Annotated in this window: 26 protein-coding genes; 19 read left to right on the top strand and 7 right to left on the bottom strand. The window is 65.2% G+C overall.

What is annotated here, in order from left to right; all coding sequences use genetic code 11:
- Nucleotide 1: 1 nt before the first annotated feature.
- Together fliD and FAZ97_RS13950 are read right to left on the bottom strand one after the other, a co-directional pair.
- Nucleotides 2-1,579 (bottom strand): flagellar filament capping protein FliD, encoded by a 1,578-nt coding sequence (gene fliD / locus FAZ97_RS13955; protein WP_158758909.1) that lies wholly within the window; start codon nt 1,577-1,579, stop codon nt 2-4.
- A gap of 145 nt (nt 1,580-1,724) precedes the next feature.
- Nucleotides 1,725-2,900, bottom strand: a complete 1,176-nt coding sequence (locus tag FAZ97_RS13950) for a flagellin (protein WP_158758908.1) — start codon at nt 2,898-2,900, stop codon at nt 1,725-1,727.
- Nucleotides 2,901-3,273: 373 nt separating this feature from the next.
- Between FAZ97_RS13950 and FAZ97_RS13945 the strand changes: the two genes are divergently transcribed.
- Both FAZ97_RS13945 and rpsU read left to right on the top strand, forming a co-directional pair.
- Nucleotides 3,274-4,215 carry an aldo/keto reductase gene (locus FAZ97_RS13945; protein WP_158758907.1) on the top strand — a complete coding sequence of 314 codons (942 nt, stop codon included), beginning with the start codon at nt 3,274-3,276 and terminating at the stop codon, nt 4,213-4,215.
- A gap of 404 nt (nt 4,216-4,619) precedes the next feature.
- Nucleotides 4,620-4,832, top strand: a complete 213-nt coding sequence (gene rpsU / locus FAZ97_RS13940; protein WP_004198205.1) for a 30S ribosomal protein S21 — start codon at nt 4,620-4,622, stop codon at nt 4,830-4,832.
- 101 nt (nt 4,833-4,933) lie between these two features.
- Here the strand turns inward: rpsU and FAZ97_RS13935 are convergent, their stop codons facing one another.
- The gene (locus FAZ97_RS13935; protein ID WP_158758906.1) at nt 4,934-5,392 is read right to left on the bottom strand and encodes a hypothetical protein; all 459 of its coding nucleotides are present in this window, start codon (nt 5,390-5,392) and stop codon (nt 4,934-4,936) included.
- A gap of 304 nt (nt 5,393-5,696) precedes the next feature.
- The gene (locus FAZ97_RS13930; protein WP_158758905.1) at nt 5,697-6,293 is read right to left on the bottom strand and encodes a DNA-3-methyladenine glycosylase I; all 597 of its coding nucleotides are present in this window, start codon (nt 6,291-6,293) and stop codon (nt 5,697-5,699) included.
- A 192-nt stretch (nt 6,294-6,485) separates the two neighbouring features.
- Between FAZ97_RS13930 and FAZ97_RS13925 the strand changes: the two genes are divergently transcribed.
- Nucleotides 6,486-7,382, top strand: a complete 897-nt coding sequence (locus FAZ97_RS13925) for a BadF/BadG/BcrA/BcrD ATPase family protein (RefSeq protein WP_158758904.1) — start codon at nt 6,486-6,488, stop codon at nt 7,380-7,382.
- A 93-nt stretch (nt 7,383-7,475) separates the two neighbouring features.
- Nucleotides 7,476-8,294, top strand: a complete 819-nt coding sequence (locus tag FAZ97_RS13920) for a Cof-type HAD-IIB family hydrolase (protein ID WP_158758903.1) — start codon at nt 7,476-7,478, stop codon at nt 8,292-8,294.
- Nucleotides 8,295-8,361: 67 nt separating this feature from the next.
- Here FAZ97_RS13920 and FAZ97_RS13915 read toward each other — a convergent pair whose 3' ends face one another.
- Complete coding sequence (locus FAZ97_RS13915; protein ID WP_233271594.1) at nt 8,362-9,096, bottom strand: histidine phosphatase family protein; 735 nt, start codon at nt 9,094-9,096, stop codon at nt 8,362-8,364.
- Nucleotides 9,097-9,313: 217 nt separating this feature from the next.
- Nucleotides 9,314-10,060, bottom strand: coding sequence for an aquaporin Z (aqpZ, locus tag FAZ97_RS13910; protein ID WP_158758902.1), 747 nt, complete (start codon nt 10,058-10,060; stop codon nt 9,314-9,316).
- A 287-nt stretch (nt 10,061-10,347) separates the two neighbouring features.
- Here aqpZ and FAZ97_RS13905 point away from each other — a divergent pair, with 287 nt between their 5' ends.
- The gene (locus FAZ97_RS13905; RefSeq protein WP_158759177.1) at nt 10,348-10,644 is read left to right on the top strand and encodes an H-NS histone family protein; all 297 of its coding nucleotides are present in this window, start codon (nt 10,348-10,350) and stop codon (nt 10,642-10,644) included.
- Between the two features lie 196 nt (nt 10,645-10,840).
- Here FAZ97_RS13905 and FAZ97_RS13900 read toward each other — a convergent pair whose 3' ends face one another.
- Entirely contained in the window at nt 10,841-11,905 is a 1,065-nt protein-coding gene (locus FAZ97_RS13900) for a glycosyltransferase family 4 protein (protein WP_158758901.1), read from the bottom strand.
- Nucleotides 11,906-12,501: 596 nt separating this feature from the next.
- On the opposite strand from FAZ97_RS13900, the gene flhD reads away from it, so the two are divergent.
- The 14 genes from flhD (at nt 12,502) to FAZ97_RS13830 (ending at nt 26,347) form a co-directional block, all read left to right on the top strand.
- On the top strand, nt 12,502-12,819 hold the full coding sequence (gene flhD / locus FAZ97_RS13895) for a flagellar transcriptional regulator FlhD (protein WP_028203344.1): 318 nt from the start codon (nt 12,502-12,504) through the stop codon (nt 12,817-12,819).
- 106 nt (nt 12,820-12,925) lie between these two features.
- Complete coding sequence (gene flhC, locus FAZ97_RS13890) at nt 12,926-13,468, top strand: flagellar transcriptional regulator FlhC (protein ID WP_158758900.1); 543 nt, start codon at nt 12,926-12,928, stop codon at nt 13,466-13,468.
- A gap of 353 nt (nt 13,469-13,821) precedes the next feature.
- Complete coding sequence (gene motA / locus FAZ97_RS13885) at nt 13,822-14,682, top strand: flagellar motor stator protein MotA (RefSeq protein WP_042265911.1); 861 nt, start codon at nt 13,822-13,824, stop codon at nt 14,680-14,682.
- Between the two features lie 10 nt (nt 14,683-14,692).
- The gene (motB, locus tag FAZ97_RS13880) at nt 14,693-15,790 is read left to right on the top strand and encodes a flagellar motor protein MotB (RefSeq protein WP_158758899.1); all 1,098 of its coding nucleotides are present in this window, start codon (nt 14,693-14,695) and stop codon (nt 15,788-15,790) included.
- Nucleotides 15,791-15,803: 13 nt separating this feature from the next.
- A complete protein-coding gene (locus FAZ97_RS13875; protein ID WP_158758898.1) occupies nt 15,804-16,178 on the top strand; it encodes a response regulator in 375 nt (124 codons plus the stop codon).
- 66 nt (nt 16,179-16,244) lie between these two features.
- Nucleotides 16,245-18,506 carry a chemotaxis protein CheA gene (gene cheA / locus FAZ97_RS13870; protein ID WP_158758897.1) on the top strand — a complete coding sequence of 754 codons (2,262 nt, stop codon included), beginning with the start codon at nt 16,245-16,247 and terminating at the stop codon, nt 18,504-18,506.
- A 57-nt stretch (nt 18,507-18,563) separates the two neighbouring features.
- Nucleotides 18,564-19,100, top strand: coding sequence for a chemotaxis protein CheW (cheW, locus tag FAZ97_RS13865; protein ID WP_042265902.1), 537 nt, complete (start codon nt 18,564-18,566; stop codon nt 19,098-19,100).
- A 190-nt stretch (nt 19,101-19,290) separates the two neighbouring features.
- The gene (locus FAZ97_RS13860) at nt 19,291-21,144 is read left to right on the top strand and encodes a methyl-accepting chemotaxis protein (protein ID WP_158758896.1); all 1,854 of its coding nucleotides are present in this window, start codon (nt 19,291-19,293) and stop codon (nt 21,142-21,144) included.
- 228 nt (nt 21,145-21,372) lie between these two features.
- Nucleotides 21,373-22,317 (top strand): CheR family methyltransferase, encoded by a 945-nt coding sequence (locus FAZ97_RS13855; protein WP_158758895.1) that lies wholly within the window; start codon nt 21,373-21,375, stop codon nt 22,315-22,317.
- A complete protein-coding gene (gene cheD / locus FAZ97_RS13850) occupies nt 22,314-23,129 on the top strand; it encodes a chemoreceptor glutamine deamidase CheD (protein WP_158758894.1) in 816 nt (271 codons plus the stop codon). Before FAZ97_RS13855 ends, cheD begins: the two co-directional genes overlap by 4 nt.
- A gap of 5 nt (nt 23,130-23,134) precedes the next feature.
- Nucleotides 23,135-24,241 (top strand): protein-glutamate methylesterase/protein-glutamine glutaminase, encoded by a 1,107-nt coding sequence (locus FAZ97_RS13845; protein WP_199272103.1) that lies wholly within the window; start codon nt 23,135-23,137, stop codon nt 24,239-24,241.
- A 130-nt stretch (nt 24,242-24,371) separates the two neighbouring features.
- Entirely contained in the window at nt 24,372-24,767 is a 396-nt protein-coding gene (gene cheY, locus FAZ97_RS13840) for a chemotaxis response regulator CheY (protein ID WP_028203354.1), read from the top strand.
- A gap of 118 nt (nt 24,768-24,885) precedes the next feature.
- On the top strand, nt 24,886-25,542 hold the full coding sequence (cheZ, locus tag FAZ97_RS13835; RefSeq protein ID WP_233271687.1) for a protein phosphatase CheZ: 657 nt from the start codon (nt 24,886-24,888) through the stop codon (nt 25,540-25,542).
- A 292-nt stretch (nt 25,543-25,834) separates the two neighbouring features.
- Nucleotides 25,835-26,347 carry a DUF2844 domain-containing protein gene (locus FAZ97_RS13830; RefSeq protein ID WP_233271686.1) on the top strand — a complete coding sequence of 171 codons (513 nt, stop codon included), beginning with the start codon at nt 25,835-25,837 and terminating at the stop codon, nt 26,345-26,347.
- Nucleotides 26,348-26,356: the final 9 nt, after the last annotated feature.

Genomic DNA, 26,356 nt, shown 5'->3' with positions numbered 1-26,356 from the left:
CTTAGCTCTTGTTGGTGGCCAGCGCGCCCGCGCTGTTCGTGCCGCCGAAGAGCTGCGTGAGGTACTGCTGGTTGCTGTTCATGGTCGCCATCAGCGTGTTGAGCGCGGTGAACTGCGCGGTGTACATGCTGGTGAGCTGCGACTGGTAATTGGCGAGATTCGACTGTTGGGTCGAGAGATTCGTCAGGTCTGTCTGGATCGAGTTGGTGCGCGTCGTGATGACGCCCGTGCTCGACGAATAGCTCGTGATGTTGTTGTTCAGCTGGGCAGCCACGCCATTGGTCGAATTGAACAGCGCCGCTACGGTCGACTGATTATTCTGCAGTGCGGTGTTCAGCGTGTCGTTGTCGACCGACAGCGAGCCGTCCGAATTCAGCGTGACGCCGATCGTGGCCAGGCTCGTCGTGGTGTTGCCGCTCTTCACGCCCGTTGCCACGATCGTCGCGAGCTGGTTCTGAATCATGTTCAGCGTCGAGTCGCCGAGCAGCACGCCTTGCGACGTCGAGGTCGAGCTGAACGACGTGAGCGTGGCCATCGTCGTCACGAGCGTGTTGTACAGCGTGACGAAATTGTTGATCGCGTTGGATTCCGCGCTCGTGTTCTGCGCAACCGTGAGCGTCTGTGCGCCGCTGCCCGTGCTCGACGTATCGACGGCCGCTGCGGTGAGGTTCAGAGTGACGCCGGACAGCGCGGAAGTCACGGTGTTCGTCGAGCTGGTGGCGCCGGTGCCGTCGATCGTGAAATAGGCGTCCTGCGCGGCCGTGGACTGCGTCCAGCTCGTCGTGTTGGAGATCGTCGACTGGTTGGCGGTGAGGTTGGCGGAGGTCGCGCTTGCGCTCGTGATCGCCGTGCCTGGCGTGGTCGTCACGGCGAGGTTGTTCAACGCGTCGCTGGAATTCGAGTCGTTGATCGCAATGCTGATGCCGTTCGACGCACCGGTCGACGTCGAGTGCAGCACAAGGTGCGCACCGTCGGCGCCGTTGACGACGGTTGCCGTCACGCCCGGATTGTTCGTGGCCGAGTTGATCGCCGATGCAATGCCTGCAACGGTGCTGTTCGTGCTGTCGAGCGAGATCGTGGTGCTTGCGCCATTGACCGTCAGCGTCATCGTGGACGCGCTTGAAGCCAGCGGCGTCGTTGCGTTGTAGCCGGTCGAGGTGAGCACCTGGGCCTGCGCCACCTGCTTCAGGTCGATCGAATACGACCCTGCCGCCGCGCCGGTGCCGGCGGTGGCCGTAATGCCGGTGCCGCTGACCGTCGTGCTGAATGCGTTGAGGGTCGTGCCGTCCGAAAGCGGCGAGAGGCCTGCCTGGAGCGCGGAGAGCGCTGCGGAAAGCGCGCCGTACGCGGAGATTTCGGTGTTGTCCTGCGACTGCTCGGCGCTGATCGTAGCGGCCTGGCCGGCGGTCTTGGCGTTGACGAGCGCGGTGACGAGCGAGTTCACGTCCATCGACGAGTTGCCGGTCGAGCCGCTGACGATCGACTGGGCGGCTTCCTGCAGGGCGGCATTGCTCGCTGCGGTGGTAGCGGCGACGCTACTTGCGATCGTGCTGGCTGTCGAACTGGATACGGTGGACATGAAGGGGCTCCGTGCGTCGGCGTTGCAGTGTGAATCAGTTCAAGTCTGGGAAACGCCAATCGGGAGGCGATGCTCCCGATTGGCTTGCGTTGCGCTCACGGGTATGGCGTCCGTGCGCGCAACGCTTGGGCTACAGAAGCTCGTATTACTGGAGGAGCTTCAGGATCTGCTGCGGCTGCGAGTTCGCTTGGGCGAGCACCGAGATACCGGCTTGCTGCAGCACTTGCGCCTTGCTCAGGTTTGCCGTTTCTTGTGCGAAGTCAGCATCCTGGATCGACGACTGTGCGCTCGACAGGTCGGTCGACTGAGCTTGCTGCGTCGTGCCGATTGCCGTGAAGCGGTTCTGTGCTGCGCCGAGCGTAGCTTGCAGGTTGTTCAGCGTGGTCAGTGCGTTGTCGATCGACTCCATGGCCATGCTTGCGCCGCTTGCCGTGCTGATGTTGACGTTTGCAACGTCCGTCGGCACGTTGTACGAGTCGACCTGAGCTGCCACAGCGGCGACAGCAGCCGAAGCGCCCGAGCCGACAGCCGTGTTGAAGGCTGCGGTGACGCCGAGCGAAACCGCTGCGCCCGAACCCTGGATCGCGTTGCCGCTGCTGCCCGAGTTGCCCGAGGCGGTGAACAGCGCGCCAACTGCCGTGTTGCTCAGCGCCTGGTTGTTCTGGTCGGTGAACGTGAAGCCGCCGCTACCGTCGGAGACCACGTTGATCGACGTGACGGTTGCTGCCGAAGCGGCGACCGAAACGCCAGCCGAGCTCAGGCTCAGGCCGGAGAACGTGCCGAGCGTCTGGCCAGCTTGCGGCACGCCGCTGCCGATCGAAGCTGCCGACATGTTTTGCGTCAGGTTCAGGCTGATCGTCTGGCCGACGTTCGCGCCGACCTGGAACGACACCGTACCGAGCGTACCGTTCAGCACGTTCATGCCGTTGTACGTCGTTTGCGAAGCGATACGGTTGATTTCCGAAACTTGCTGCGCGACTTCCTGTTGCAGTGCTGCGCGGTCGTCGTCGGTCATCGAGCCGTTGGCGGCCTGGGTAGCCAGCTGGCGGATACGTTGCAGGCTGCTCGTCAGCGACGAGAGACCGCTCGATGCCGTTTGAACCAGCGAAACGCCGTCGTTCGAGTTCGACACACCTTGATTCAGACCGTTGATCTGGGTCTGCATGATGTTCGAGATCGCGAGGCCGGCTGCATCGTCAGCTGCGCTGTTGATGCGCTTACCCGACGACAGGCGCGTGATTGCTTGCGACAGCGCGCTGCCCGAGCCCGTCAGGTTCTGTTGCGCGACGAGCGAGTTAATGTTGCTGTTAATTCCGAGCATGGAAATTCTCCTAAGCGGGCTGGAAGCCCGTTACAAGCCACTATGGCCGCGGCGGAAGCAATCTCTCATTGCTGGCCGCCTCAGTGAAGGTTGTCGGCGTGGGTAAAAAAAACTTGAGGGGAAGCATCGACAATCGAGACCTCATTTGCGCTGCGCATGAAAACCGCTTGCGCCGCTGCGTGCTCGCCACTCGGTCCCGCACCTACGACTGCGTAATGCCGTTTGCAAGCGTGTTTACGGCAGGTAGTGCGCGTGGTTTAGCGCAGCCACGCCTGGAGGGCGCGTTCCCGGCCTTGTGCCCGTGCCGGCTGCAACGCGTCGCGAGGCGGCGTATCCTCAACGCTTTCCCGTTCCCCTTTTTTCTGGAGGCCCCATGGAACAACGCAGGATCGGCACTTCCTCGTTGCAGGTCGCCCCGCTCATGTTCGGCGGCAACGTCTTCGGCTGGACCGCCGACGAAGCCACCTCGTTCTCGATCCTCGACGCGTTCACCGACGCCGGCCTCAACTTCATCGACACCGCCGACGTGTACTCCGCGTGGGTGCCCGGCAACCAGGGCGGCGAATCGGAGACGATCATCGGCAAGTGGATCGCGAAGAGCGGCAAGCGCGACAAGGTGGTGATCGCGACGAAAGTCGCAAAAGATGCGCGCCGCCCGGGCCTTGGCGCCGCCAACATCGCGGCTGCCGTGGAGGATTCGCTGCGCCGCCTGCAGACCGATTACATCGACGTGTACTTCTCGCACGAGGACGACCAGAAGGTCCCGCTCGAGGAGACGCTTGGCGCGTACCAGTGCCTCATCGATGCCGGCAAGGTGCGCGTGATCGGCGCGTCGAACTACACGGGCGCACGCGTCGAGGAAGCGCTCGCCGTTTCGAAGAAGTCGGGCTTGCCCGCGTACCAGATCATCCAGCCCGAATACAACCTGTACGACCGCGCCCACTACGAGGCCGATCTCGAACCGGTGGCCATGGCGCAGAAGCTCGCGGTCGTGCCCTATTACAGTCTCGCGAGCGGCTTTCTCTCGGGCAAGTACCGGTCGCGTGAGGATCTCGCCAAGAGCACGCGCGGCTCGCGCGTCGAGAAATATCTCGATCACCGTGGCGTCCGGATCCTCGCGGCGCTCGACTATGTGGCCGAACGTCACGGCAGCACGCTCGCGGCGGTTGCGCTGGCGTGGCTGATCGCGCGTCCGAGCATTACCGCGCCGATCGCGAGCGCGACCTCGCTGGATCAGCTGGAGAGCCTGGCCGCCGCCGTGCGGCTGAAGCTCGATCCGGCGGACATCCAGGCGCTCAATGACGCGAGCGCCTGACGAGCGGGCAAGGGCAATTCACCCAATTTGCCGATTAACCCAGGTGTCCTAAGCGACAGCGCTTGCGCGGCGGCCGGAGCACGCCGCGCAAGTGACTGACTAGAATCAAGAAACCCTGGTCGGGCGGATCTTTTCCTGATATCATTGAGAGTGAATTGAGATCTTTGCCTGTTTTGTTGCCGTGTTCGTTACTGTTGGCGGCCGCAAACCGGCGGTCAGGTGTGTTGCAGCAAGGTCGACCTGATCGCGTTCCGCTGTGAACCCCCTACTTCTCTTTTCCGGCCTCCGTGGCCGCCTTGCCTCTCGTTTAGCCCCAGTGTGGCGAACGACCGGAGGGCCGGCGCGTGAGCGGCTTTGACGCTCACGCCTTTGAACCGTATTAAGCGATTTGAGTTAGGAAATACATGACGACGATTCTCCTGAAGGAAAACGAGCCGTTCGAAGTGGCGATTCGCCGCTTCCGCCGCGCAATCGAAAAGAACGGCCTGATCGCCGAGCTGCGTGAGCGTCAAGCTTACGAAAAGCCGACGGCCGTTCGCAAGCGCAAGAAGGCAGCCGCTGTTAAGCGCCTGCACAAGCGCCTGCGCAGCCAGATGCTGCCGAAGAAGCTCCACTAAGCTTTTTCGCTTTTCGGTGTTCCGCCAGACGGCGGCGCATGCTTCGCAAGAAGCTGCGCCGCCGTTTGCGTTTGGGCGTCGATCGGGCGTGCCGGGTGGGGCTACGCGGCGTCCTTGAGGTGACCGGGCGAGATACCGAACTGCGCGGCAATCGAGCAAAGGCGCTCGCGCCATTCCCAGACGCCGAATACGTCGTGCACGTTCTGCAGGCAACTCAGCAGGTCGATCGTAGCGGGATCGTAGATGTTGATATGGGAGCGCAGCAGCGCTTTCTTCAGCGCGGCGACGCCCACATCCATATAGAGCGGCACCTCATTCGTCTCGCGGCCAATGAAGCGCACGGGTATGCCTTCCATGGCGCTCATATAGTCGCGTGGCCGGATGAAGCTGCCGACCGGGCACCCGCCGTAGCAGTGTGCGTTGCCGTAACCGCCGCCGCAGCCACCGCCCCGGTAGGCACCGCCACCGCGTGGAAGAAGTGCCGCGCGCCCCTGGCCAAACAGATGGGCCACCGCGCGGTCGAAGATCTCCTGATGAGTCAGGAAGTGGACGTTTTTCATTTCAGCCCCCTGCGGCCCGGGTGCCGGGCACAGGTGAATTCCCTTCTAATGCGGCGCCGCCGGCCTTCCAGCCGGCATCCCTACCTTGTTCCCCTGACGCGCCTGCATTCACTTCCCGTTATAACGGCACGCCAGCGGAAAACCGTGGGGCTGCGCACCTTGGCGATGAGAAATTGCCCGGCTGGTGTTGGGCGCGATCGTTCTGGCGTCTGGCGAGCCCGCGCCGTACAGCGGTTGTCGATGCGCATTGCGCTCCGCTCGGACCTTTTCCGAGTCGTGCCAGACATGGCGCGCATCGCCGCGCTCAGGCCCGACGCTTCTTCTTGCCAAGCGCGGCGCAAGCCTCGCGGCGCATGCAATCGCGCTCATGGTCGTTGACCATGCCGACTGCCTGCATGAACGCGTAACAGATCGTCGTGCCAACGAACTTGCAGCCGTATTTTTTGAGTGCCTTGCTAAGGGCGTCCGAGACTTCGGTGGAGGCCGGTGCGTCGCGATACGACGCCAGGTCGTTCTGGATGGGCGTGTCGTTCACGAACGACCAGACGAACTTCGCGAGCGAGCCGTGCTCGGCCTGAATTTGCTGCACGGCGCGGGCGTTGGCGATGGCGGCTTCGATCTTGGCCCGGTTACGCACGATCGAGGCGTCCTGCATGAGTGTCTCGACGTGCCTGGGCGTGAAGCGCGCGACCTTCGCGATGTCGAAGTTGGCGAAGGCGCGGCGATAGCCTTCGCGCTTGTTGAGTATCGTGGACCACGAGAGTCCCGCCTGCGCACCTTCGAGCACGATCATTTCGAACAGGTGCTGGTCGTCCCGCGACGGCACGCCCCACTCTTCGTCGTGGTACTGCACATACTGCGGCGACGCGCCGGCCGATACCCAGTTGCAGCGGTGTGTCACGGTAAGTTCTCCTTGCGAGACGTCGTTCAGGCCACGCAAGCATAGCGGATCGGTGCCGTGCCGCCACCCTGGCCGGATGGCCGATTGTGCGAACTCAGGGAAGCGGTTAGTCTCTGCGGCACGACGGATTTTTTGGCTTTCCAGCCGGACTCACAAGCCGGACTCACATGCGCGCGAAGCGCGGCGGACATCATGCAGAAATACACCTGGTTGATTGGCGTGGATGGCGGCGGCACGGGCACGCGCATCGCGCTCGGCAACACCCATGGCGTCGAACTCGCGCGAGCGGCCGCGGGCCCGTCGGGACTCGGGCTCGGTATCGAACGCGCCTGGCAATCCATCGAGCAAGGGTGCCGTGCTGCCTTCGCGCAGGCGGGCGCGACGTTCGACTGGTCGCAATGCGTGCTCGGCTGCGGGCTCGCAGGCGTGAATAATCCCGACTGGCTGGCGCCGTTTCTCGCTGCCGCGCCCCCGGTGGCCGGACTCGCGGTGGAAAGCGACGCCTACACGACGCTGCTGGGCGCGCACGGCGGCGCGCCGGGCGTCGTGGTCGCCCTGGGCACGGGCAGCATTGCAGCGGTGCTCGGTGAGGACGGCCAATGCCGCATTGCGGGCGGCTTCGGCTTTCCCTCGGGCGACGAAGCGAGCGGCGCGTGGTTCGGCCTGCGCGCAATCGTCTGGGCGCAACAGGCCCTCGACGCGCGCGCGCCCATGGACGACTTCGCGCGGGCCCTGCTCGCACACGCGCGCGCGACCGATCGCGACAGCCTCATCGTGTGGCAGTGCGCAGCCAATCAAACTGCCTATGCCAGCCTCGCGCCGGTCGTCCTCGCGCATCGCGAACATCCGTTCGTCGCGAGGCTCCTCGCCGAAGCGGGCGTAGAGATCGCGAAGCTCGTCACGGCGCTCGACCCGTCGGGCAGCCTGCCTGCGGCGCTCTCTGGGGGCCTCGGGCAGCCGCTGCGCGAGTGGGTGCCGCAAGCTGTGCGCGACCGCCTGCGCGCCCCGCTCGCCGATTCCACGACCGGCGCGCTGCGGCTCGCGCAGATGGAAGCCGACCGGCTGGCGCACGCCGCTGCAGGCAACTGAGTCGCGCGCAGCAAGGGGCGGGAACGTAGGTCAAGGTCATCGTTTCGCTACAGATGCTACGATTGTCCGTTTTCCGCCAGGCGCCTGATCACCATGTACAAGGTCATTGCAACCGATCTCGACGGAACGCTGCTCAATAGCGACCATCAGGTCGATCCGTTCACGGTTGCCACGCTGGGCGCCCTCGAGGCACAGGGGCTTCCGTTCGTGATCGCGACCGGCCGCCATTATTGCGATGTCGCCGGCATTCGCGACGTGCTCGGCATCCGGCCGTATCTCATCACCGCGAACGGCGCGCGCGTGCACGCACCCGACGACACGCTAATTCACGCGAGTAATCTGAGCGCCCCCATGGTCGAGCGTCTCGTTGCCGCCGACACCGTGGGCGAACATGGCCGCGTGATCGTGAGCATCTATACCGACGACGCCTGGCTCATCGACCGCGATGCGCCCGAACTGCTCGCATATCACCAGGACTCGGGCTTCGAGTATCGCGTGGCGGACCTGCGCGACTACGCGGGCGCAGGCATTGCCAAGGCGCTTTACATCGGCGACCCGGCGGATCTCGCACACGTGGCGCAGAATCTCGCGCGCGAGTTCGGCGACGCGCTCTATGTCACCTACTCCCTGCCCGATTGTCTCGAAGTGATGGTGGCCGGCGTGTCGAAGGGCCGTGCGCTGCGTGTCGTGCTCGACCGGCTCGGCGTGGACGCCGCGGGCTGCGTCGCATTCGGCGACAACATGAACGATATCGATCTGCTCGAAACGGCGGGACATCCGTTCATGATGAACAACGCCAATCCCGATCTCATCAAGCGGCTGCCTTCGGTGCCGCGCATCGGCAACAACTTCGAAGCCGGTGTCGCGCATCATCTGCGCAAGCTGTTCGCGCTTGACGACGAACTCGCGTAATCGCAGGCTGCGGTAAAGGCGCGGCGCCAGTCGCGCCGTCGCCGCTTTCGCGATTCGATCCGGACAGTTACTGCGCGTCGGGCAGTTGCGCGCACGGGCAATCGTCCGCGCGAGCGTCGAGCCCTTCGCGCTCGTGCGAGAAACGCGCGCTTGCGGCGCCCCCGCTCCAGTCGATGCGCACGACGTAGATGCTGTCGAAGTCCGCACTCTCCCAGCGCGGCACGTCGCTCGCGCTGCCGCCATGCGTGACGACAACGCGGCGCACGAGCGTCTCGATTTCCCGATGTTCCCAGGCAACGAGCACGGTGCGGCCGCGCCAGCGCGGATCGACCAGTGTTGTTTGCAGTTCGTCGATCTTCGAATAGCCATACGGCGTCTGGACCGGCATGCCGAACTGGATCGCGGTCGGCTCGATCGTGGCCAGCGGACGCACGTAATAGTACGAATGGCCGTTGTCTTCTTTCTGCTCGCCGGGGTTGGGCGCGTAGATGGCGTCGGGTTTGCCGTACTTGGCTGCGATCACCGCCGGCAGCGCGAGCGCGCGGTTCAGCCCTTTGCAGTTGAGCTGGCCGAATCCCTCTGGCGGCTTTTCGCCATGCCTCACGAAGATGAGCGTTTCGACGTCGCGCGCGTCTTGCGGACTGCGCCTGGCAGGCGCATTGCCCGCGTTCGTTTGCGTCGCCTCGCCGCCGTTGGCGGTCCCGCTTGCCTGCGGCAGCGGCGCGCAAGCGCAGACCAGTGCGCTTAGCCCTGCGGCGAGCGTCGGGGCGAGCCGGATTGGCCGGGGGCGTGAGCGCTTCATGCTGGGCGTGATGCTCCAGGTGACTAGACAGTGGGAAGGTCGTCCGATTCTAGCAGCGCGGCCACGGCGGGCCAGGTCAGCCGCGCACCGGCGCCGCACTTGCAGCGCCCGCGGCATCAAGACAAACGGGCGCTGAAGCGCCCGTTTGCTGCTGCACGATGAAAGTCTCGCGATCCGGCGTGGTCCGAGCCGCGCACTCGTCACGTATGAGAACGCGTCAGGCCGTTTCGCGCACGGCGACAGCCGCTACCGCTTCGCGCCGCCCCGCCACCGCCGGGTACACGATACCGGCGATCACGGCGCCGACGATCGGCGCGAGCCAGAACAGCCACAGCTGCGAAATGGCCTCGCCGCCCACGAAGAGCGCGGGGCCGGTCGAGCGTGCCGGATTCACCGAGGTATTGGTGACGGGAATCGAGATCAGGTGAATGAGCGTGAGGCACAGGCCGATGGCGATCGGCGCGAAGCCTGCGGGCGCGCGCTTGTCGGTTGCGCCGAGAATGACGAACAGGAAGAACGCGGTCATGACGACTTCGCACACGAACGCGGCGCCCATGGCGTAGTGGCCCGGCGAGTGCTCACCATAGCCGTTGGTCGCGAAGCCGCTGGCGACGAGGTCGAAACCGGGCTTGCCCGTTGCGATGAGCGCAAGCACGAACGCGCCGATCACCGCGCCTACCACCTGTGCGGCGATATAGGGCACGAGGTCGCGCGCCGGGAAGCGGCCCGCTACGGTCAGGCCCACGCTCACAGCGGGGTTCAGATGGCAGCCCGAAATATGGCCGATCGCGAAGGCCATGGTGAGCACGGTCAGGCCGAACGCGAGCGACACGCCCACGAAGCCGATGCCGAGCCCGTGAACCGGGCCGGCGAAGTTGGCCGCCAGGACGGCGCTGCCGCAGCCGCCGAGTACGAGCCAGAAAGTGCCGATCAGTTCGGCAATGAGTCGCTTGGATAAGTGCATTGCATGACACCTCGAAAAGTCGATTTTTGAAGGGGCCGCGTAAAGCACCGGCACCGGGAAATGCCAGATTCTAGGCAGTCGTCTTTTTCGATGCTGTCAAGGATTGTCAATTTTGACGTAATTGATCGAATTATTGCGATCGATGTGTATGCAATTGCGCCAGAAGCAGTCGATCTTTAATTTGGGAAATGGAGTGATAAAGCAGTATTAATAGCGATTGCGAATTCCGTTATTTGCGTCTAATCTCCGATCGAGTCGGTTTCATGAGCAATGAAGGGGGAATAGCAATGTCGCAATACTCAGAACTCAAGGCGCAGATCGCAAAACTCCAGGCTCAGGCCGAAGAGGCGCGACGCACGGAGATCGCGGACGTCATCGCCTCAATCAGGGAAAAAATCGCCGAGTACGGCCTGTCCGCCCAGGACCTGGGCTTTGCCGAGGCCGCGCGTCGCGGGCGTCCGCCGAAGAAGGCGCCGCTGCCCGCGCGCTATCAGGATCCCAAGTCCGGCGCGACCTGGAGCGGGCGCGGCAAGCCGCCCAAGTGGATCGCGGGCAAGAACCGCGAACGCTACCTGATCGCGTGAGACACGCGGCGGGCGAGGGACGATTCGGCCGCCAAACCGCTGCAACCGCAAACGCAATAAAAGAGCCGCATGATTCATGCGGCTCTTTTTTGTGCGTCGCCTGTAATCAACGCGTAATGGCGTTATTCGGCGACTCGCAAACGATTCACGTCGTCCATTTGTCTGGATTTACCGCGAAAATCGGAATGCTTCGCACTCAGCCAGCGGCCACACGCCGCAGTACCGGGCGCTGGGCGGCTTCGATGAGCGCCGTATACGTGTCGACATAATTGCCGGCCATGATGTGCGACGTGAAGCGGTGTTCGAACTGGTTGCGAATCGCCTCGCGCGAAAGCGAATCGATATTCTGAAGCGCGGCCACGGCGCCGTGCACGTCTTCGACGACATAGCCGGTCACGCCCGGGTCGATCACTTCCGGGACCGAGCCGCGATTGAAGGCGATCACCGGCGTGCCGCACGCCATGGCCTCGATCATCACGAGGCCGAACGGCTCGGACCAGTCGATCGGGAACAGCAACGCCTTGGCACCCGAAAGGAACGCGGGCTTCTGCTCTTCGTTGATCTCGCCGATGAACTCCACGTGGGCCTGCGACAGTAGCGGCTCGATCTCGGTCTTGAAGTATGCCTGGTCGACCTTGTCGACCTTGGCGGCGATCTTCAGCGGCAGGCCGGAGAGCGCGGCGATCCTGATTGCCGTATCCACGCGCTTTTCCGGGCAGATCCGGCCGAGGAAAGCCAGGTACTCGGGCTTGCGGTCGGTTTGCGGCGTGAGCAGGTTCTTTGGCAGTCCGTGATAGATCGTGTTCTGCCACGCGGCCTGCGGCAACGGCTGGCGCTGCGAGTCCGAAATGGAGATCACGGGTGCGCTCGGGAACTGCTCGAATACCGGTTGCAGTTCCGGCAGGTCGAGGCGGCCATGGAGCGTCGTGACGAAAGGCGTGTCCATGGTCGTGAAGAGCGGGAACGGCAGGTAGTCGAGGTGAAAGTGCAGCACGTCGAACTCGTGCGCAACGCGGCGCACGCGCTCGAGCAGCACCATGTGCGGCGCCAGCGCGTCGCGGATTGTCGGGTCGAGGCGCAGTGCACGCGGCCAGGCGGCTTCGAGGTTTGCCGAGGTGACCGAATCGCCGCTGGCGAATAGCGTCACGTCGTGGCCGAGGTCGACCAGCGCTTCGGTCAGATAGGACACGACGCGCTCGGTGCCGCCATAAAGCTTGGGCGGAACGGCTTCATAAAGTGGCGCAATTTGTGCGATTCGCATTGTTCGATCTCCTGGCAAAAAAGCCGCATGTGCAATGAACTCCGTGATGCGGCACTGCGGCGGTACTGCGGTATCGGGTTATCCCTGAGTTCGATTATGGACATTTCGTGGCCCGTTACACGCGGTTTTGCAAACGCTTAATGTTGTTACAGCGGGATACAGCGGATGTAAGAGGCCATTGCAAAGCGTGACGTGGCCTGGGCGCGGTCTGCGCAAGTCTCGTGCCCGACGCCTCCAAACAAGGGTCGCAAGGCGTTGGCGCGAGGGCTGCGCCTGCGGCGATAGCACGCGCGCGTGACGCATCCGTGAAAAAGCCTATAATCGGCAGACAATTACGCGGCGTATGCGCATGACATGACGCGCGCCGCCTCCCACCGCCGCTCCCGCCTCTTTGTCAGAATAATTCCTACACGTTAGCGAAGCTTTTTCTCGCAACGCGTCGCGGCATCCGTCCGATTTCCATTTGTTCGCGCCCCAGCCACAATGCACCCACGACCATAAACAGGCCGTTCGGATGCACTCGGGTTGCATCTGGGCGAGCAAACGTTTTCCGCAGGCGGTCCGACCAGCCGCCGCGATTTGATTCGGGGGAATCCATGAGCGCGACGACGCACAGCGACATGCTCAATGAGATCAAGGAAGTGAACCTGTCGTACCTGTTGCTCGCGCAACGTCTTTTGCGCGAGGACAAGCCGACAGGCATGTTCCGCATGGGCATCTCCGAGCAGTCCGCCGAGGTGCTCGCGAATCTCTCTTTCGCACAGACCGTACGCCTTGCCGCTTCGAACCAGCTGCTTTGCCGCTTCCGGTTCGACGACCACGCCATCCTGAGCGCGCTTGCCGACAAGGGCAAAACCGCGCTGACCCATTCGGCGATCATCATGGCGGGCCAGGACGTCGAGCAGATCGGCTGAACCGCTTCACCCCGCGCCGCAGCGCGCGGCCGCGCATTGCACCCTTGCTGCCAGGCGAACGGCGGCAGGGACAAGCGCATTCCTTTGCGGCTTTCAACGGGTGTCTATGGCGACAAAGAGTGTGGTGCAGGAGGTAAAGGAGATCGCGCTTGCGATCGAGCTGATCGAGCTGGGCGCGCGCCTGCAGTTGCTCGAAGCGGAGACCTCGCTCTCGCGCGACCGGCTCATCCGGCTCTACAAGGAAGTGAAGGGCGAGTCGCCGCCCAAGGGCATGCTGCCGTTTTCGACCGACTGGTTCATGACCTGGCAGCCCAACGTGCATTCCTCGCTGTTCTACAACACGTTCGTGTTCATGAACCGCCACGCGCGCTGCGAGCCGATTCACGCCATCGTGAAGAGCTACCGGCTCTATCTCGAGCACCTGCGCCTGCACGACGAAACGCCCGCGCTGAGCCTCACCCGCGCCTGGACGCTCGTGCGCTACTTCACCTCCGGACTCCTGCAGATGACGCCCTGCAGCCGTTGCGGCGGCCGCTACGTGGCCCACGCGCACGACCCGCAGCGCGGCTTCGTCTGCGGGCTGTGCCAGCCGCCGTCGCGAGCCGGCCGCACGCGGCGCAACGCGCTTGCGTCGCAGATCGCCGCCTGAGGCAGATCGACGCGGCTCGAGGTCGTTCGATGGTGCCAGATCGTGAGCGTGCAGGCCGGGACTCCGGATAAACCCGGCCCGTGTCTGCGCCAACGCTGCGCAGACACCGCGAACGGCAATGGCCGAAGGCGATGTCGCATCGTCACAGGCGCAAACAACAACCCCTTCCCACGCGGCTTCGCGAACCGGCCCCAGATTCATCCGTCATGCGCAGGCACGGCGGACGGCACACGCCCGGCCGGCTTGCGATCCGCGCCCATTCAATCCCAAAGTTTTTCGCGCCGTTGCCGTAAACCCAGCTAAGGGCGCGGGCCGACGGCGGTTCGCGGCGCATTTCTTGTGAGGACCCGGCAGTGCTGATTATCGTTGGAACCCTCTTGACGATCCTTTGCGTCTTCGGCGGCTACGCACTCGAGGGCGGCCATCTGGCCGCGCTCATGCAGCCGATGGAATTGCTCATGATCGGTGGTGCTGGCGTCGGCGCGTTCATCCTCGGCAACGGCATCAAGACCATCAAGGCCACCTTGCGCGTGCTTCCCACGCTGTTCAAGGGCGCCAAATACAACAAGGACGTGTACATGGAGCTGCTCGCGCTGCTCTATGTCCTGCTCGCGAAGGCGCGAAAGGAAGGCACGCTCACGCTCGAAGCGGATATCGACGATCCGCAGAAGAGCCCGATCTTCACGCAGTATCCGAAGATCCTGGCCGACCACCACATCGTCGAATTCCTCACCGACTACCTGCGTCTCATGGTGGGCGGCAACATGAACGCCTTCGAGATCGAAAGCCTCATGGACGAGGAAATCGAAACGCACCACGCCGAAGGCGAGGCGCCCGCCCATGCGCTCGCGAAGGTGGGCGACGCGATGCCGGCGTTCGGTATCGTCGCGGCGGTGATGGGCGTGGTTCACACCATGGCGTCCGCCGACAAGCCGCCCGCGGTTCTCGGCGAGATGATCGCCCAGGCGCTGGTGGGCACGTTCCTCGGCATTCTGCTTTCGTATGGCCTGATCGGCCCGCTCTCGAGCCTCGCGGAGCAGCGCGTGACCGAGTCGACCAAGATGTTCCAGTGCATCAAGGTGACGATCCTCGCGAGCCTGAATGGCTACGCGCCGGCCATTGCCGTGGAGTTCGGCCGCAAGGTGCTGTTCTCGACCGAGCGTCCGTCGTTCACGGAACTCGAAGAGCACGTGCGCCGCGTGAAGGCGAAGTAAGGACCGGCCCATGAGCAACAACAAGGACCGCGCAATCGTCGTCAAGCGCGCCGCGCCGAAGAAGGCCGGCCATCATGGCGGCGCATGGAAGCTCGCGTACGCGGACTTCATGACCGCGATGATGGCGTTCTTCCTGCTGATGTGGCTGCTCTCGTCGGCTTCGACGGTGCAGTTGAAGGGTATCGCCGACTACTTCAACCAGCCGATGAAGATCACGCTCTGGGGCGGCGATCGCAGCGCGGAAGACTCGAGCATCCTGAAGGGCGGCGGCCGTGATATCTCGTCGCAGGACCAGGGCGTTACGCGGCGCAGCGACGGCGCGACCGAGCGCTCGGAGCGCAATCAGTCGAAGCACAACGACGACGACGCCACGAAGCAGCTCGAAGGCTCGCTCGAGCGCAAGGAGCAGGTGCGCCTGCACGATCTGCAGGTGAAGCTGATGGCGGCGATCGAAGCGAACCCGGTGCTGCGCCAGTTCAAGCAGCAGATCCGCATCGACTCCACGTTGCAGGGCCTGCGCATCGAAATCGTCGACTCGCAAAAGCGCCCGATGTTCGCCACCGCGCGCGATGTGGTCGAGCCGTACATGCGCGACATCCTGCAGGCGATCGGCAAGACGCTCAACGACGTGCCCAACCGCATCGTCGTGCAAGGCCACACCGACGCCGTGCCCTACGCGGGCGGCGAGAAGGGCTACAGCAACTGGGAGCTTTCCGCGGACCGCGCGAATGCTTCGCGCCGCGAGCTGATCGCGGGCGGCATGGACGAATCGAAGGTGTTGCGCGTGCTCGGTCTCGCTTCGACGCAGAACCTGAACAAGGCCGACCCGCTCGACCCGGAAAACCGCCGCATCAGCATCATCGTATTGAACAAGAAGTCCGAAGACGCGCTCATGCACGACGACTCGACCACCACCACGCTGTCCGACGACGCAGCGGGTTCGGGCAAGAGCCTGCCCGGGCTCACGCCGGACGCCGTGCCGGTCAGGGCGGCGCCGGCCCCGGTGGCGATCGCGCCGAAGTTGGCCACACCGGCGGCGACATCGATGGCGCCCGCGGTAAGCGTGGCGCCGGCGGTGGGAACAACGGCAGCGCCGGCAGCGCAATGACAACGAGGAACGGATGATCAGGAACATTCTGGCGATCGACGATTCGGTGTCCATGCGGGAGATCCTGCGTGCGGCGCTCGGCTCGGCTGGCTACGAAGTGACGGTGGCGAGCGACGGCGAAGAAGGGCTCGAGCATGCGCTCGCCCAGCGCTTCGATCTCGTGCTCACCGACCTTTACATGCCGCGTATGGGCGGGCTCGACCTGATCAAGCAGTTGAGGGCGAATCCTTCGTACTTCGAAACGCCCATCCTCGTGCTGACCACGGAATCGGATGAAGGCTTCAAGGCAGCTGTGCGCGACGCAGGCGCGACCGGCTGGATCGAAAAACCGGTGGACCCCGAGCTGCTCGTCGATCTGGCGAGCGCACTCGGCGAGGCCCACCCTTGAGGTGCCGCGCGGCGACCGACCAGGCAACCCCAGGCACCCCCAGGCAATTAACGCGGTGAAAGAGCAATGACTCTCGACATCACTCAGTTCTATCAGACGTTTTTCGACGAGGCGGACGAGCTGCTCGCGCAGATGGAGCAGCTTCTCCTGAACCTGAACGTCGGTCGCCCGGATCCCGAGGATCTGGCGGCGATCTTCCGCGCGGCGCACTCGATCAAGGGCGGCGCGGCGACGTTCGGCTTCACGGCCCTGACCGAGACGACCCACATTCTCGAATCGCTGCTCGACCGCGCTCGCAACAACGAGCTCGTGCTGCGCAAGGACATGATCGACACGTTCCTCGAAACGAAGGACGTGCTCTCCGACCAGCTCGGCGCCTACCGCGCGAGCGCCGAGCCCGACGCGCAAGCGGCCGCCGCCGTGCGCACGAAGCTCGAGCGCCTGTACGCGGAAAGCCGCGGCGTGCCCGCGGCCGCGCCTGAACCCACGCCGGCCCCCGCGCCCGCGCCGGCCCCGCAGGCGAGCGCCGGCGATTCGGAAGAAGATCTCGAAGCCGCTTTCGAAATGCATAGCACGCTGTCGGCTGGCGGCTCGGGCGCACCCGAACACGTCGTGAGCGAGGCGATCGATGCGGCAGCCTCGGCGCCCGCGGCCAGCGGCGATGCGGGCGCGGAAGGTCCGCACCTGCGCGTCACGCTGCGCGCCGTCGACGCGAAGGACCAGGAGCTGCTCGTCGAGGAGCTCGGCAACCTCGGCCGCATCATCGGCCAGGTGAAGACCGGCGATGACCTCACGCTCTGGCTCGAAACCGATGTGACGTCCGACGACATCATCGCGGTGTGCTGCTTCGTGATCGACGAGAAACAGATTTCGATCGGCCGTGGCGCCGCGCCGCAAGGCGACGCGCAACCGGCGGAGGCAGCCGCTCCCGCCGCAGCGCCTGCTGCCGCGCCGGTGCCGGCCGCGCCTCCCGCAGCCGCGGCGAGCGCCGTGGTTCCCGCCGCGCCTCCCGCGCCGCATCCGGAACTCGAAGCGCCTCGCCCGCCCGCGAGCGCGCCCGCGCAAGCCGAAGGCGAGCGCAAGGCGCGTCCGGCTGCCGCGGCGGCTTCGGCGGAAGGCAGCTCGATTCGCGTGGGCGTCGAAAAGGTCGATCAGCTGATCAACCTCGTGGGCGAACTCGTCATCACGCAGGCCATGCTGGCGGAAACCACCAGCACGTTCGACCCGGCGCTGCACGACCGTCTCTACAACGGCATGGCGCAGCTCGAGCGCAACGCGCGCGACCTGCAGGAAGCGGTGATGTCGATCCGCATGATGCCGATGGATTACGTCTTCAGCCGCTTCCCGCGCCTCGTGCGCGATCTCGCGGCGAAGCTCGGAAAGGAAGTCGAGCTTGTCACCTTCGGTCAGGCGACCGAACTCGACAAGAGCCTCATCGAGCGCATCATCGACCCGCTGACCCACCTCGTGCGCAACTCGCTCGACCACGGCATCGAAACCGTGGAAGCGCGCCGCGCCGCGGGCAAGGACGCCACGGGCCAGCTCGTGCTGTCCGCCGCGCACCACGGCGGCAACATCGTGATCGAAGTGAGCGACGACGGCGCGGGCCTGCGCCGCGACAAGATTCTGGCGAAGGCGATCAAGCAGGGCATGCAGGTCAGCGACACCATGTCCGACGACGAGGTCTGGAACCTCATCTTCCTGCCGGGTTTCTCGACCGCCGAGCAAGTGACCGACGTGTCGGGCCGCGGCGTGGGCATGGACGTGGTCAAGCGAAACATCCAGGCGATGGGCGGCCACGTGGAGATCACCTCGCACGCGGGCAAGGGCAGCACCACGCGTATCGTGCTGCCGCTCACGCTGGCGATTCTCGACGGCATGTCGGTGAAGGTGGGCAGCGAGATCTTCATCCTGCCGCTGAACTTCGTGATGGAGTCGCTGCAGCCGCGCCACGAAGACATCTACACGGTCACCAACGGCGACCGCGTGGTGCGCGTGCGTGGGGAATATCTGCCGCTCGTGGCGCTGCACCAGGCGTTCAACGTCGAAGGCGCGCGCACCGACCCGACGCAGGGCATTGTCACGATCATGGAAACCGAAGGCCGTCGCTTCGCCATGCTGATCGATGAGCTGGTCGGCCAGCAGCAAGTCGTGGTGAAGAACCTCGAAACGAACTACCGCAAGGTGCACGGCATTTCGGCGGCGACCATTCTCGGCGACGGCAGCGTCGCGCTGATCGTCGACGTGGCCGCGCTCAATCGCGAGACGCGCGCCACACATGGCGTAAGCGCCAGCGCTAATTCGGGTGCGTTCGCCGAATTCGCGTGATCGTTATGAAGACCGGACGCAGTCAACCCATCATCTCCCAACCGTTCAGGGGCTAACGTGGCAGAAGTCCAATCGATTCAAGGCAACGGCGCGCACGGCGCCCTTGCCGGCGCGCAACGCCGCGACGCGCTGCAGGCCGACGCAGGCGGTCAGGAATTCCTCGTCTTCACCCTCGGCGCGGAAGAGTACGGCATCGACATCCTGAAGGTGCAGGAAATCCGCGGCTACGACAGCGTCACGCGCATCGCGAACGCGCCCGACTTCATCAAGGGCGTGATCAACCTGCGCGGCATCATCGTGCCGATCGTCGACATGCGTATCAAGTTCCATCTGGGCCGTGTCGAGTACGACCACCAGACGGTCGTCATCATCCTGAACGTCGCGCATCGCGTGGTCGGCATGGTGGTGGACGGCGTCTCGGACGTGCTCACGCTGCAGATGGAGCAGATCATGCCGGCACCCGAATTCGGCGCGACGCTCACGACCGAGTACCTCACGGGCCTCGGCACCGTGGAAGGCCGCATGCTGATCCTGATGGATATCGAAAAGCTGATGACGAGCCGGGAAATGGCTCTGATCGAGGCGTTGGTTTAACGCGCCGAGAGGTAAAACCGGGGGGCCGCGAGGCCAGCGTGAGAGAGAGCGGATAAGCCGCCGCCAAAGAGCGGCAAGCCGCCCTTGTACTTGCGCGCGCTTCGTGCACGGCCTTGGGCGTCGCCGCGCCTTGCCGGCCGCGCCTGGCTCAATAGCCCACCCCGATTCGCACAGGACAGGAGCAAACGAGATGCTGCAAAGATGGTCGATCCGCACGACGCTCACGGGTGTCGGGGTCATTCTGGTTGCGCTGACCGTGCTGGTCGGCGGACTCGGGCTCGTCGCGCTCGGGCGTGCGAGCGACGCGTTCACCGAGATCGTGCGAGGCGATCTGGTGGCGATGCATGCACTGAACGACGCGTCGTCGTATCTGCTGCGCACGCGTGTCGCGATCGACCGCGCCAGCGCGCTCACGGCAGCCGGTCAGGCCGACGATGCGAAGAAGGCGATCGATCGCGCCCAGGAATTGATGGGTAAATCCAACGACGCCTGGCAAGCCTTCCAGGGCGCGCCGAAGGGCGGTCTGGACGCCGCCATGCTCGACGCGCTCGCCGCCAAACGCGCCACGTTGATGCAAGACGGCGTGCAGCCCGAATTCGCGGCCCTGCGCGCAAACGATCAACCGGCCTATCACGCCATCGCCGACACGAAGATCAGCCCGATGTTCGTCGACTACGACAACGTTGCCGGGCCGCTCGCGCAAGCGCTGGAAGACAGCGCACAGGCTCGCGAGGCTGCCGCGAACGAGAAGATCGCCGTGATGCGCATCGCCATTGGCGTGGTAATCGCCATCGCGCTCGTGCTCGTGGTGGCGATCCGCTTCGCCATGCGCGGCCTCATCGTGCAGCCGCTCGAGGACGCCGTGACGTGCTTCGAGCGCATCGCCCAGGGCGATCTTTCGCAGACGGTCAACGTCTACAGCGATAACGAAATCGGGCGTCTTTTCAGCGCGATCAAGCGCATGCAGGAAAGCCTCGTCACGCTCGTGAGCGCGGTGCACACGGGCGCAAGTTCGATCGACGTGGGCGCGCGTGAAATCGCCATGGGCAATACCGACCTGTCACAGCGCACCGAGCAGCAGGCCGCTTCGCTGCAGGAAACGGCGTCGAGCATGGAGCAGCTCACCGGCACCGTGCGCCAGAACGCCGAGAACGCGCGCCAGGCAAGCCAGCTGGCCGTCAACGCCTCCGATATCGCGACGCGCGGCGGCGAGGTGGTGGGCGAAGTGGTGAACACGATGCAAGGCATTGCTGTGAGTTCCGCGAAGGTCGTGGACATCATCAGCGTGATCGAAGGCATCGCGTTCCAGACCAATATTCTCGCGCTCAACGCCGCTGTGGAAGCGGCGCGTGCGGGCGAGCAGGGCCGCGGCTTCGCGGTGGTGGCCGGCGAAGTGCGCAGCCTCGCGCAGCGCAGCGCCAGCGCCGCGAAGGAAATCAAGGAACTCATCAACGACTCGGCCGAGAAGGTGCAAAGCGGCTCGCAGCTGGTGGGCCGCGCCGGCTCGACGATGGAGGAAATCCTTCAGGCCGTGCGTCGCGTGACCGACATCATGGGTGAGATCAGCGCGGCGTCCGAGGAGCAGTCGGGCGGCATCGAGCAGGTCAACCGGGCCGTCACGCAGATGGACACCGTCACGCAGCAGAACGCCGCGCTGGTGGAGCAGGCCGCAGCGGCTGCGGCGTCGCTCGAAGAGCAGACGCGTCAGCTGCAAAACGTGCTCGGCACGTGGACGACGGGTGGCGCGCAAGCGCGCAGCGTCGCCACAAGTCCGGCGCGTGTGACGCCGGCAGCGTCGGGCGCCGCGAAACGCACGACGCCAGCGGCGACGGCTGTCGCGAAGCCGGCCGTGGCGGCAACGCCGGCGCCGTCAGCTTCGGCGGACACGGCGAAAGCCGCAGCAAAGGCCGTGCAGCCGGCAGCGAAGTCCGCGGCAAAGCCCGCAGCAACGCCAGCCGCCAAGCCGGCTGCGCCTGCGCGCGCCGAGACGCACGTGAGCACGGCGGCATCCGCTTCGGACGATTCGGACTGGGAAACGTTCTGATCGAACGCGGCATGGAAAAGTAGTGAAGTACTGAACACGACGAGCAACTGCAATGCACATGAGCGCTACACAACGGCAAGACCTGCCGCGCCGGACCCCAGGGTCCACGCGCGTCGCGCAGGCCGCCCATGCGCCGCACGCATTGCAACCGGGCAGGCGCGGCGCGCAGCAGTCCTGCGCCGCGGTATCCCATGCAGTGGGCGGCGCGCAATGCGAAGGAGTATCAGCATGAAAGCGCTGCGAAATTCACGCCACGACGCCGGCGAGCCGGTTGGTGCGGGCGTCGAGAGCAACCGCGATTTCGATTTCACCTCGGCGGACTTCGAGCGCATTCGCGCGCTCATCCACCGTCGTGCGGGCATCTCGCTCTCGGACCACAAGCGCGACATGGCGTATAGCCGCCTCGCGCGGCGCCTGCGCACGCTCGGCATCGACAGTTTTCGCGAGTACCTCGACCAGCTCGAAGCGCGCAACGACGCGCACGAGTGGGAAGCGTTCACGAACGCGCTCACCACGAACCTCACGGCATTCTTTCGCGAAGCGCATCACTTCCCGATCCTCGCGGATTTCGTGAAGCGCCGGGGTGCGCCGGGTTCGCAGCCGGTTTCGGTCTGGTGCTCGGCGGCTTCGACGGGCGAAGAGCCGTACTCGATCGCGATGACGCTCATCGAAGCGCTTGGCGACCGCGCTGCGCGCGAAGCACGCGTGCTCGCCACCGACCTCGACACCCAGGTGCTCGCCAAGGCCGACGCGGGCGTCTACTCGTTCGACCAGGTGAAGCATCTGTCGCCCGAGCGCCTCAAGCGTTTCTTCTTCAAGGGCACGGGCTCGCACGCGGGGATGGTGAAGGTGCGCCCGGAGCTGCGCGCGATGATCAAGTTCGAGCAGCTCAATCTCACCGACGCGGACTATGGCTTGCGTACCACGTTCGACGCGATCTTCTGCCGCAACGTGATGATCTACTTCGACAAGCCGACCCAGGCGCAGGTCCTCACGCGCTTCGAGCCGCTCATGAAGCCAGACGGTCTGCTGTTCGCGGGCCACTCGGAGAACTTCACCTATGTCACGCAGGCGTTCCGTCTGCGCGGCCAGACGGTGTACGAACTCACGCGTGGCGCACACGCGAATGCCGCGCCGCGCCGCGCGAACGACGCGCTCGGAGTGCCCGCATGAGCGCCCGTCTCCCGATCGCGACGAATCGCTATTTCGACACGCATTTCCAGCGTCCCGGCGTGAAGCTGCTGCCCAACGAGTTCTTTACGACGGGCGACGACATGGTGCTCGTCACCGTACTCGGCTCGTGTGTGGCGGCGTGCATCCAGGACCGCAGCGCTGGCATTGGCGGCATGAACCACTTCATGTTGCCCGACGACGGCGCGGACTCCGCCCACGCGCTCACGGGCGCCTCCGACGCGATGCGCTACGGCGCGTACGCGATGGAAGTGCTGATCAACGAACTGATCAAGGCGGGCGGCCGGCGCGAGCGCTTCGAGGCCAAGGTGTTCGGCGGTGCGGCCGTGCTCGCGGGCATGACGACGATGAACATCGGCGACCGCAACGCCGCCTTCGTGCGCCGCTATCTCGCGACCGAGAACATCCGCATCGTGGCCGAGGACCTGCAAGGCTCGCATCCGCGCAAGGTGGCGTTTCTGCCGCGCACGGGCCAGGTCATGGTGAAGAAGCTGCGCCTCTCGCAGGACACGAGCGTGGCCGAGCGCGAACAGCAGCTCGCCGCGCAAACCGCCGAGGCGCGCGCCGAACGGCTCGCGCGTGCGCGTGCGCGCGTCGAGCTGTTCGGAGTCGGCAGCGCAGGGCGTGCGGGCCCGGGCGCCGCGGCGACCGCTCTTGCAGCGAACGCGGCGTCCCAGATTTCCCAATCCCAGCCGCAGGGCGCGCGGCCTCGCATCGAGCTGTTCGGCTCGGGCGGGTCGTCCGCGCTGCGCGCATCCGGTCAAGACAACGCCAGGACAGTAGAGGAGGCGTGAACGCTGTGCAAAAAATCAAGGTTCTCTGCGTCGACGATTCGGCGCTGATTCGCAGTTTGATGACGGAAATCATCAACAGTCAGCCCGACATGACGGTCGTCGCCACCGCGCCGGATCCGCTCGTCGCGCGCGAGCTGATCAAGCAGCACAACCCCGACGTGCTCACGCTCGACGTGGAAATGCCGCGCATGGACGGCCTCGACTTCCTCGAGAAGCTCATGCGCCTGCGGCCCATGCCGGTCGTGATGGTGTCGTCGCTGACCGAGCGCGGCAATGAAATCACGCTGCGCGCGCTCGAACTCGGCGCGGTCGACTTCGTGACGAAGCCGAAGGTCGGCATTCGCGACGGCATGCTCGAATACTCGGAAAAGCTCGCCGACAAGGTCCGCGCCGCTGCGCGCGCCCGCGTGCGCGCTCACCATGCGCCCGCCGCTGCCGCAGCAGGAGGCGCCGCGCACGCGCAGGCCGCCGCCCAGTCGGCGAGCCCGGCGCCGATGATCAACAACCGGCTCGTCTCGACCGAAAAGCTCGTGATCGTCGGTGCGTCGACGGGCGGCACCGAGGCGATCCGCGAAGTGCTGCAGCCGCTGCCGCCCGACGCGCCCGCGGTGCTGATCGCGCAGCACATGCCGCCGGGGTTCACGAAGTCGTTCGCACAGCGCCTGAACGGGCTGTGCCGCATTACCGTCAAGGAAGCAGAGCACGGCGAACGTGTGCTGCCCGGCCATGCCTACATCGCGCCGGGCCACGCCCACCTCTTGCTCGCACGCAGCGGGGCGAACTACATCGCGCATCTGTCCGACGACCCGCCGGTCAACCGGCACCGTCCGTCGGTCGACGTGCTGTTTCGCTCGGCGGCGCTGCATGCGGGCAAGAACGCCATCGGCGTGATTCTGACGGGCATGGGCCGCGACGGTGCGGCCGGGCTGCTCGAAATGCGTCAGGCCGGGGCGTACACGCTCGCGCAGGACGAGGCGAGCTGCATCGTGTTCGGCATGCCGCGCGAAGCCATTGCAATGGGCGGCGCCGACGAAATCGCCTCGCTGGCAGACATGAGCCGGCGCGTGATGACCCGCCTCGCCTCGATGGGCGACCGGGTCCAGCGCGTCTGATGAACAACCAATATCGAGAGATCGTGTTGGCCGCAAACGCTTGCACGATCGCTCGCGATTAATTTATCTGGATAGGCAGTGCGCTTCTCTGGATAATTGCCCGGGTTTTCGCCTGGAGGAATGGAACGTGATGGATAAGGGAATGAAGATTCTGGTGGTGGACGATTTTCCGACGATGCGCCGGATTGTCCGCAACCTGCTGAAGGAACTGGGCTACTCGAACGTCGACGAAGCCGAAGATGGCGCAGCGGGCCTCGCACGCCTGCGCGGCGGCAACTACGAGTTCGTGATCTCCGACTGGAACATGCCGAACCTCGACGGTCTGGCCATGCTCAAGGAGATCCGCGCCGACGCGAACCTGACGCACCTGCCGGTGCTGATGGTGACGGCCGAGTCGAAGAAGGAAAACATCATCGCGGCCGCGCAGGCAGGCGCGAGCGGCTATGTGGTGAAGCCGTTCACGGCTGCCACGCTCGACGAGAAGCTCAACAAGATTCTCGAGAAGATGGCCAAGACGGGGAGCTGACGTGAACGAGCCCATCAGTGCGCAACCCGGTGAGTGGCCGGAAGGCGAGGGCGCCGAACCGCTCCCGCAGCCTCCCGAGTTCGACTTCGCACCGCCCGCCGCGGGCGAGGCGGGCGAGCTGGCGACGGACCGCATCCTCGCGCGCATCGGCCATCTGACGCGCAGCCTGCGCGACTCGATGCGCGAACTCGGTCTCGACAAGCACGTGGAGCGCGCCGCCGAGGCGGTGCCCGACGCGCGCGACCGGCTGCGTTATGTCGCGAACATGACCGAGCAGGCCGCCGAGCGCGTGCTGACCGCGATCGACATCGCCAAGCCGCTGCAGGAAACGCTCGAGCACGACGCGAAGGAACTGACGAGCCGCTGGGCGACGTGGTACGACGCGCCGATCGGCCGCGAGGAAGTGCGCCAGCTGATGGACGACACACGCGCCTTTGTGGACGGCGTGCCGCAAGCCACCGCGGCGACCAACCAGCAGCTGCTCGAGATCATGCTCGCTCAGGACTTCCAGGACCTGACGGGTCAGGTGATCAAGAAGATCATGGACGTGGTCTATCTGATCGAGCAGCAGTTGCTTACCGTGCTGGTCGAGAACATCGCGCCGGAGCGGCGCGAGCAGTTCGCGGCGACAGCGGCGGCGCTCGCGGAGACCCAGAGCAGCACGGGCAGCCCCGAAGGCCTGCTCAACGGTCCGCAGATCAATCCGGAAGGCAAGACCGACGTGGTGCAGGACCAGGCGCAGGTCGACGATCTGCTCGCAAGCCTCGGGTTCTAGACCGGGAGCAGACTGGCCGTCCGGCTAACTGCCTCCTGTAATCCAGGGCGGGCATACTACTGGCTATGTCTTCGTCCCGCCGCGCGCGTCGCGGTGGTGCAACGAAGCTGAGCCAGCCGTTGCCCGTTCTGCTGCCCCTTCCCGCGCCGTTCCCGCGTGGCCCGGCAGCGTATGGTGCAACGTGCCATCGCCAGAGGGAGGGGACGCCTTGTATCCATACACATCATTCTGCGGCAAGGCGGCGCGCCTGTTTGCGCGCCGCGCCGCACTCCGCCGCGCGCCCGGCGCGGCGCTGCTTGCTTCACTGCTTTGCGCACTGCTCGCGGCGCCCCTGGCGCATGCGGCGCTCGGCGGCGCGCCCATGCCCACACCGGCGGGCGCGAGCGTCGGCACCCTGAGCGCCGCCTCGGCGGCCGCGGTGACCGGCAACGCGTCGGCCGTTGCGCGCGCAGCCGTGCAAGCCGCGGCTTCCGGCGCTTCCGCGAACTCCGCCTATACCGTCCAGCAGACCACGCTGGCCAACGGCACCGTGGTGCGCGAGTACCTCACGCCGGCCGGCACCGTATTCGGCGTTGCCTGGGACGGTCCGCAGATGCCCAACCTCGCCACGCTGCTAGGCAGCTACTTTCCCCAATACACGGCCGGGGTGAAGGCGAGCCACGCGGCCGGTCTCGTGCGCGGGCCGGGCGTGGTCGAAAACTCGAACGTCATCGTGCATTCGGGCGGCCACATGGGCGCCTTCTCCGGGCAGGCATGGCTGCCGCAGGCGCTGCCTGCAGGCGTCAGCGGCTCCGATATCCAGTGACGAGCGGAG

Source organism: Paraburkholderia acidiphila (assembly GCF_009789655.1).
Taxonomy (GTDB): Bacteria; Pseudomonadota; Gammaproteobacteria; order Burkholderiales; family Burkholderiaceae; genus Paraburkholderia; species Paraburkholderia acidiphila.
This window is presented reverse-complemented; position numbering and strand designations above follow the sequence as displayed.

Bases quoted from the DNA above. Each gene is read 5' to 3' on its own strand.
- fliD (WP_158758909.1), bottom strand. From the start codon at position 1,579: ATGTCCACCGTATCCAGTTCGACAGCCAGCACGATCGCAAGTAGCGTC.
- FAZ97_RS13950 (WP_158758908.1), bottom strand. From the start codon at position 2,900: ATGCTCGGAATTAACAGCAACATTAACTCGCTCGTCGCGCAACAGAAC.
- FAZ97_RS13945 (WP_158758907.1), top strand. From the start codon at position 3,274: ATGGAACAACGCAGGATCGGCACTTCCTCGTTGCAGGTCGCCCCGCTC.
- rpsU (WP_004198205.1), top strand. From the start codon at position 4,620: ATGACGACGATTCTCCTGAAGGAAAACGAGCCGTTCGAAGTGGCGATT.
- FAZ97_RS13935 (WP_158758906.1), bottom strand. From the start codon at position 5,392: ATGAAAAACGTCCACTTCCTGACTCATCAGGAGATCTTCGACCGCGCG.
- FAZ97_RS13925 (WP_158758904.1), top strand. From the start codon at position 6,486: ATGCAGAAATACACCTGGTTGATTGGCGTGGATGGCGGCGGCACGGGC.
- FAZ97_RS13920 (WP_158758903.1), top strand. From the start codon at position 7,476: ATGTACAAGGTCATTGCAACCGATCTCGACGGAACGCTGCTCAATAGC.
- FAZ97_RS13915 (WP_233271594.1), bottom strand. From the start codon at position 9,096: ATGAAGCGCTCACGCCCCCGGCCAATCCGGCTCGCCCCGACGCTCGCC.
- aqpZ (WP_158758902.1), bottom strand. From the start codon at position 10,060: ATGCACTTATCCAAGCGACTCATTGCCGAACTGATCGGCACTTTCTGG.
- FAZ97_RS13905 (WP_158759177.1), top strand. From the start codon at position 10,348: ATGTCGCAATACTCAGAACTCAAGGCGCAGATCGCAAAACTCCAGGCT.
- FAZ97_RS13900 (WP_158758901.1), bottom strand. From the start codon at position 11,905: ATGCGAATCGCACAAATTGCGCCACTTTATGAAGCCGTTCCGCCCAAG.
- flhD (WP_028203344.1), top strand. From the start codon at position 12,502: ATGAGCGCGACGACGCACAGCGACATGCTCAATGAGATCAAGGAAGTG.
- flhC (WP_158758900.1), top strand. From the start codon at position 12,926: ATGGCGACAAAGAGTGTGGTGCAGGAGGTAAAGGAGATCGCGCTTGCG.
- motB (WP_158758899.1), top strand. From the start codon at position 14,693: ATGAGCAACAACAAGGACCGCGCAATCGTCGTCAAGCGCGCCGCGCCG.
- FAZ97_RS13875 (WP_158758898.1), top strand. From the start codon at position 15,804: ATGATCAGGAACATTCTGGCGATCGACGATTCGGTGTCCATGCGGGAG.
- cheA (WP_158758897.1), top strand. From the start codon at position 16,245: ATGACTCTCGACATCACTCAGTTCTATCAGACGTTTTTCGACGAGGCG.
- FAZ97_RS13860 (WP_158758896.1), top strand. From the start codon at position 19,291: ATGCTGCAAAGATGGTCGATCCGCACGACGCTCACGGGTGTCGGGGTC.
- FAZ97_RS13855 (WP_158758895.1), top strand. From the start codon at position 21,373: ATGAAAGCGCTGCGAAATTCACGCCACGACGCCGGCGAGCCGGTTGGT.
- cheD (WP_158758894.1), top strand. From the start codon at position 22,314: ATGAGCGCCCGTCTCCCGATCGCGACGAATCGCTATTTCGACACGCAT.
- cheY (WP_028203354.1), top strand. From the start codon at position 24,372: ATGGATAAGGGAATGAAGATTCTGGTGGTGGACGATTTTCCGACGATG.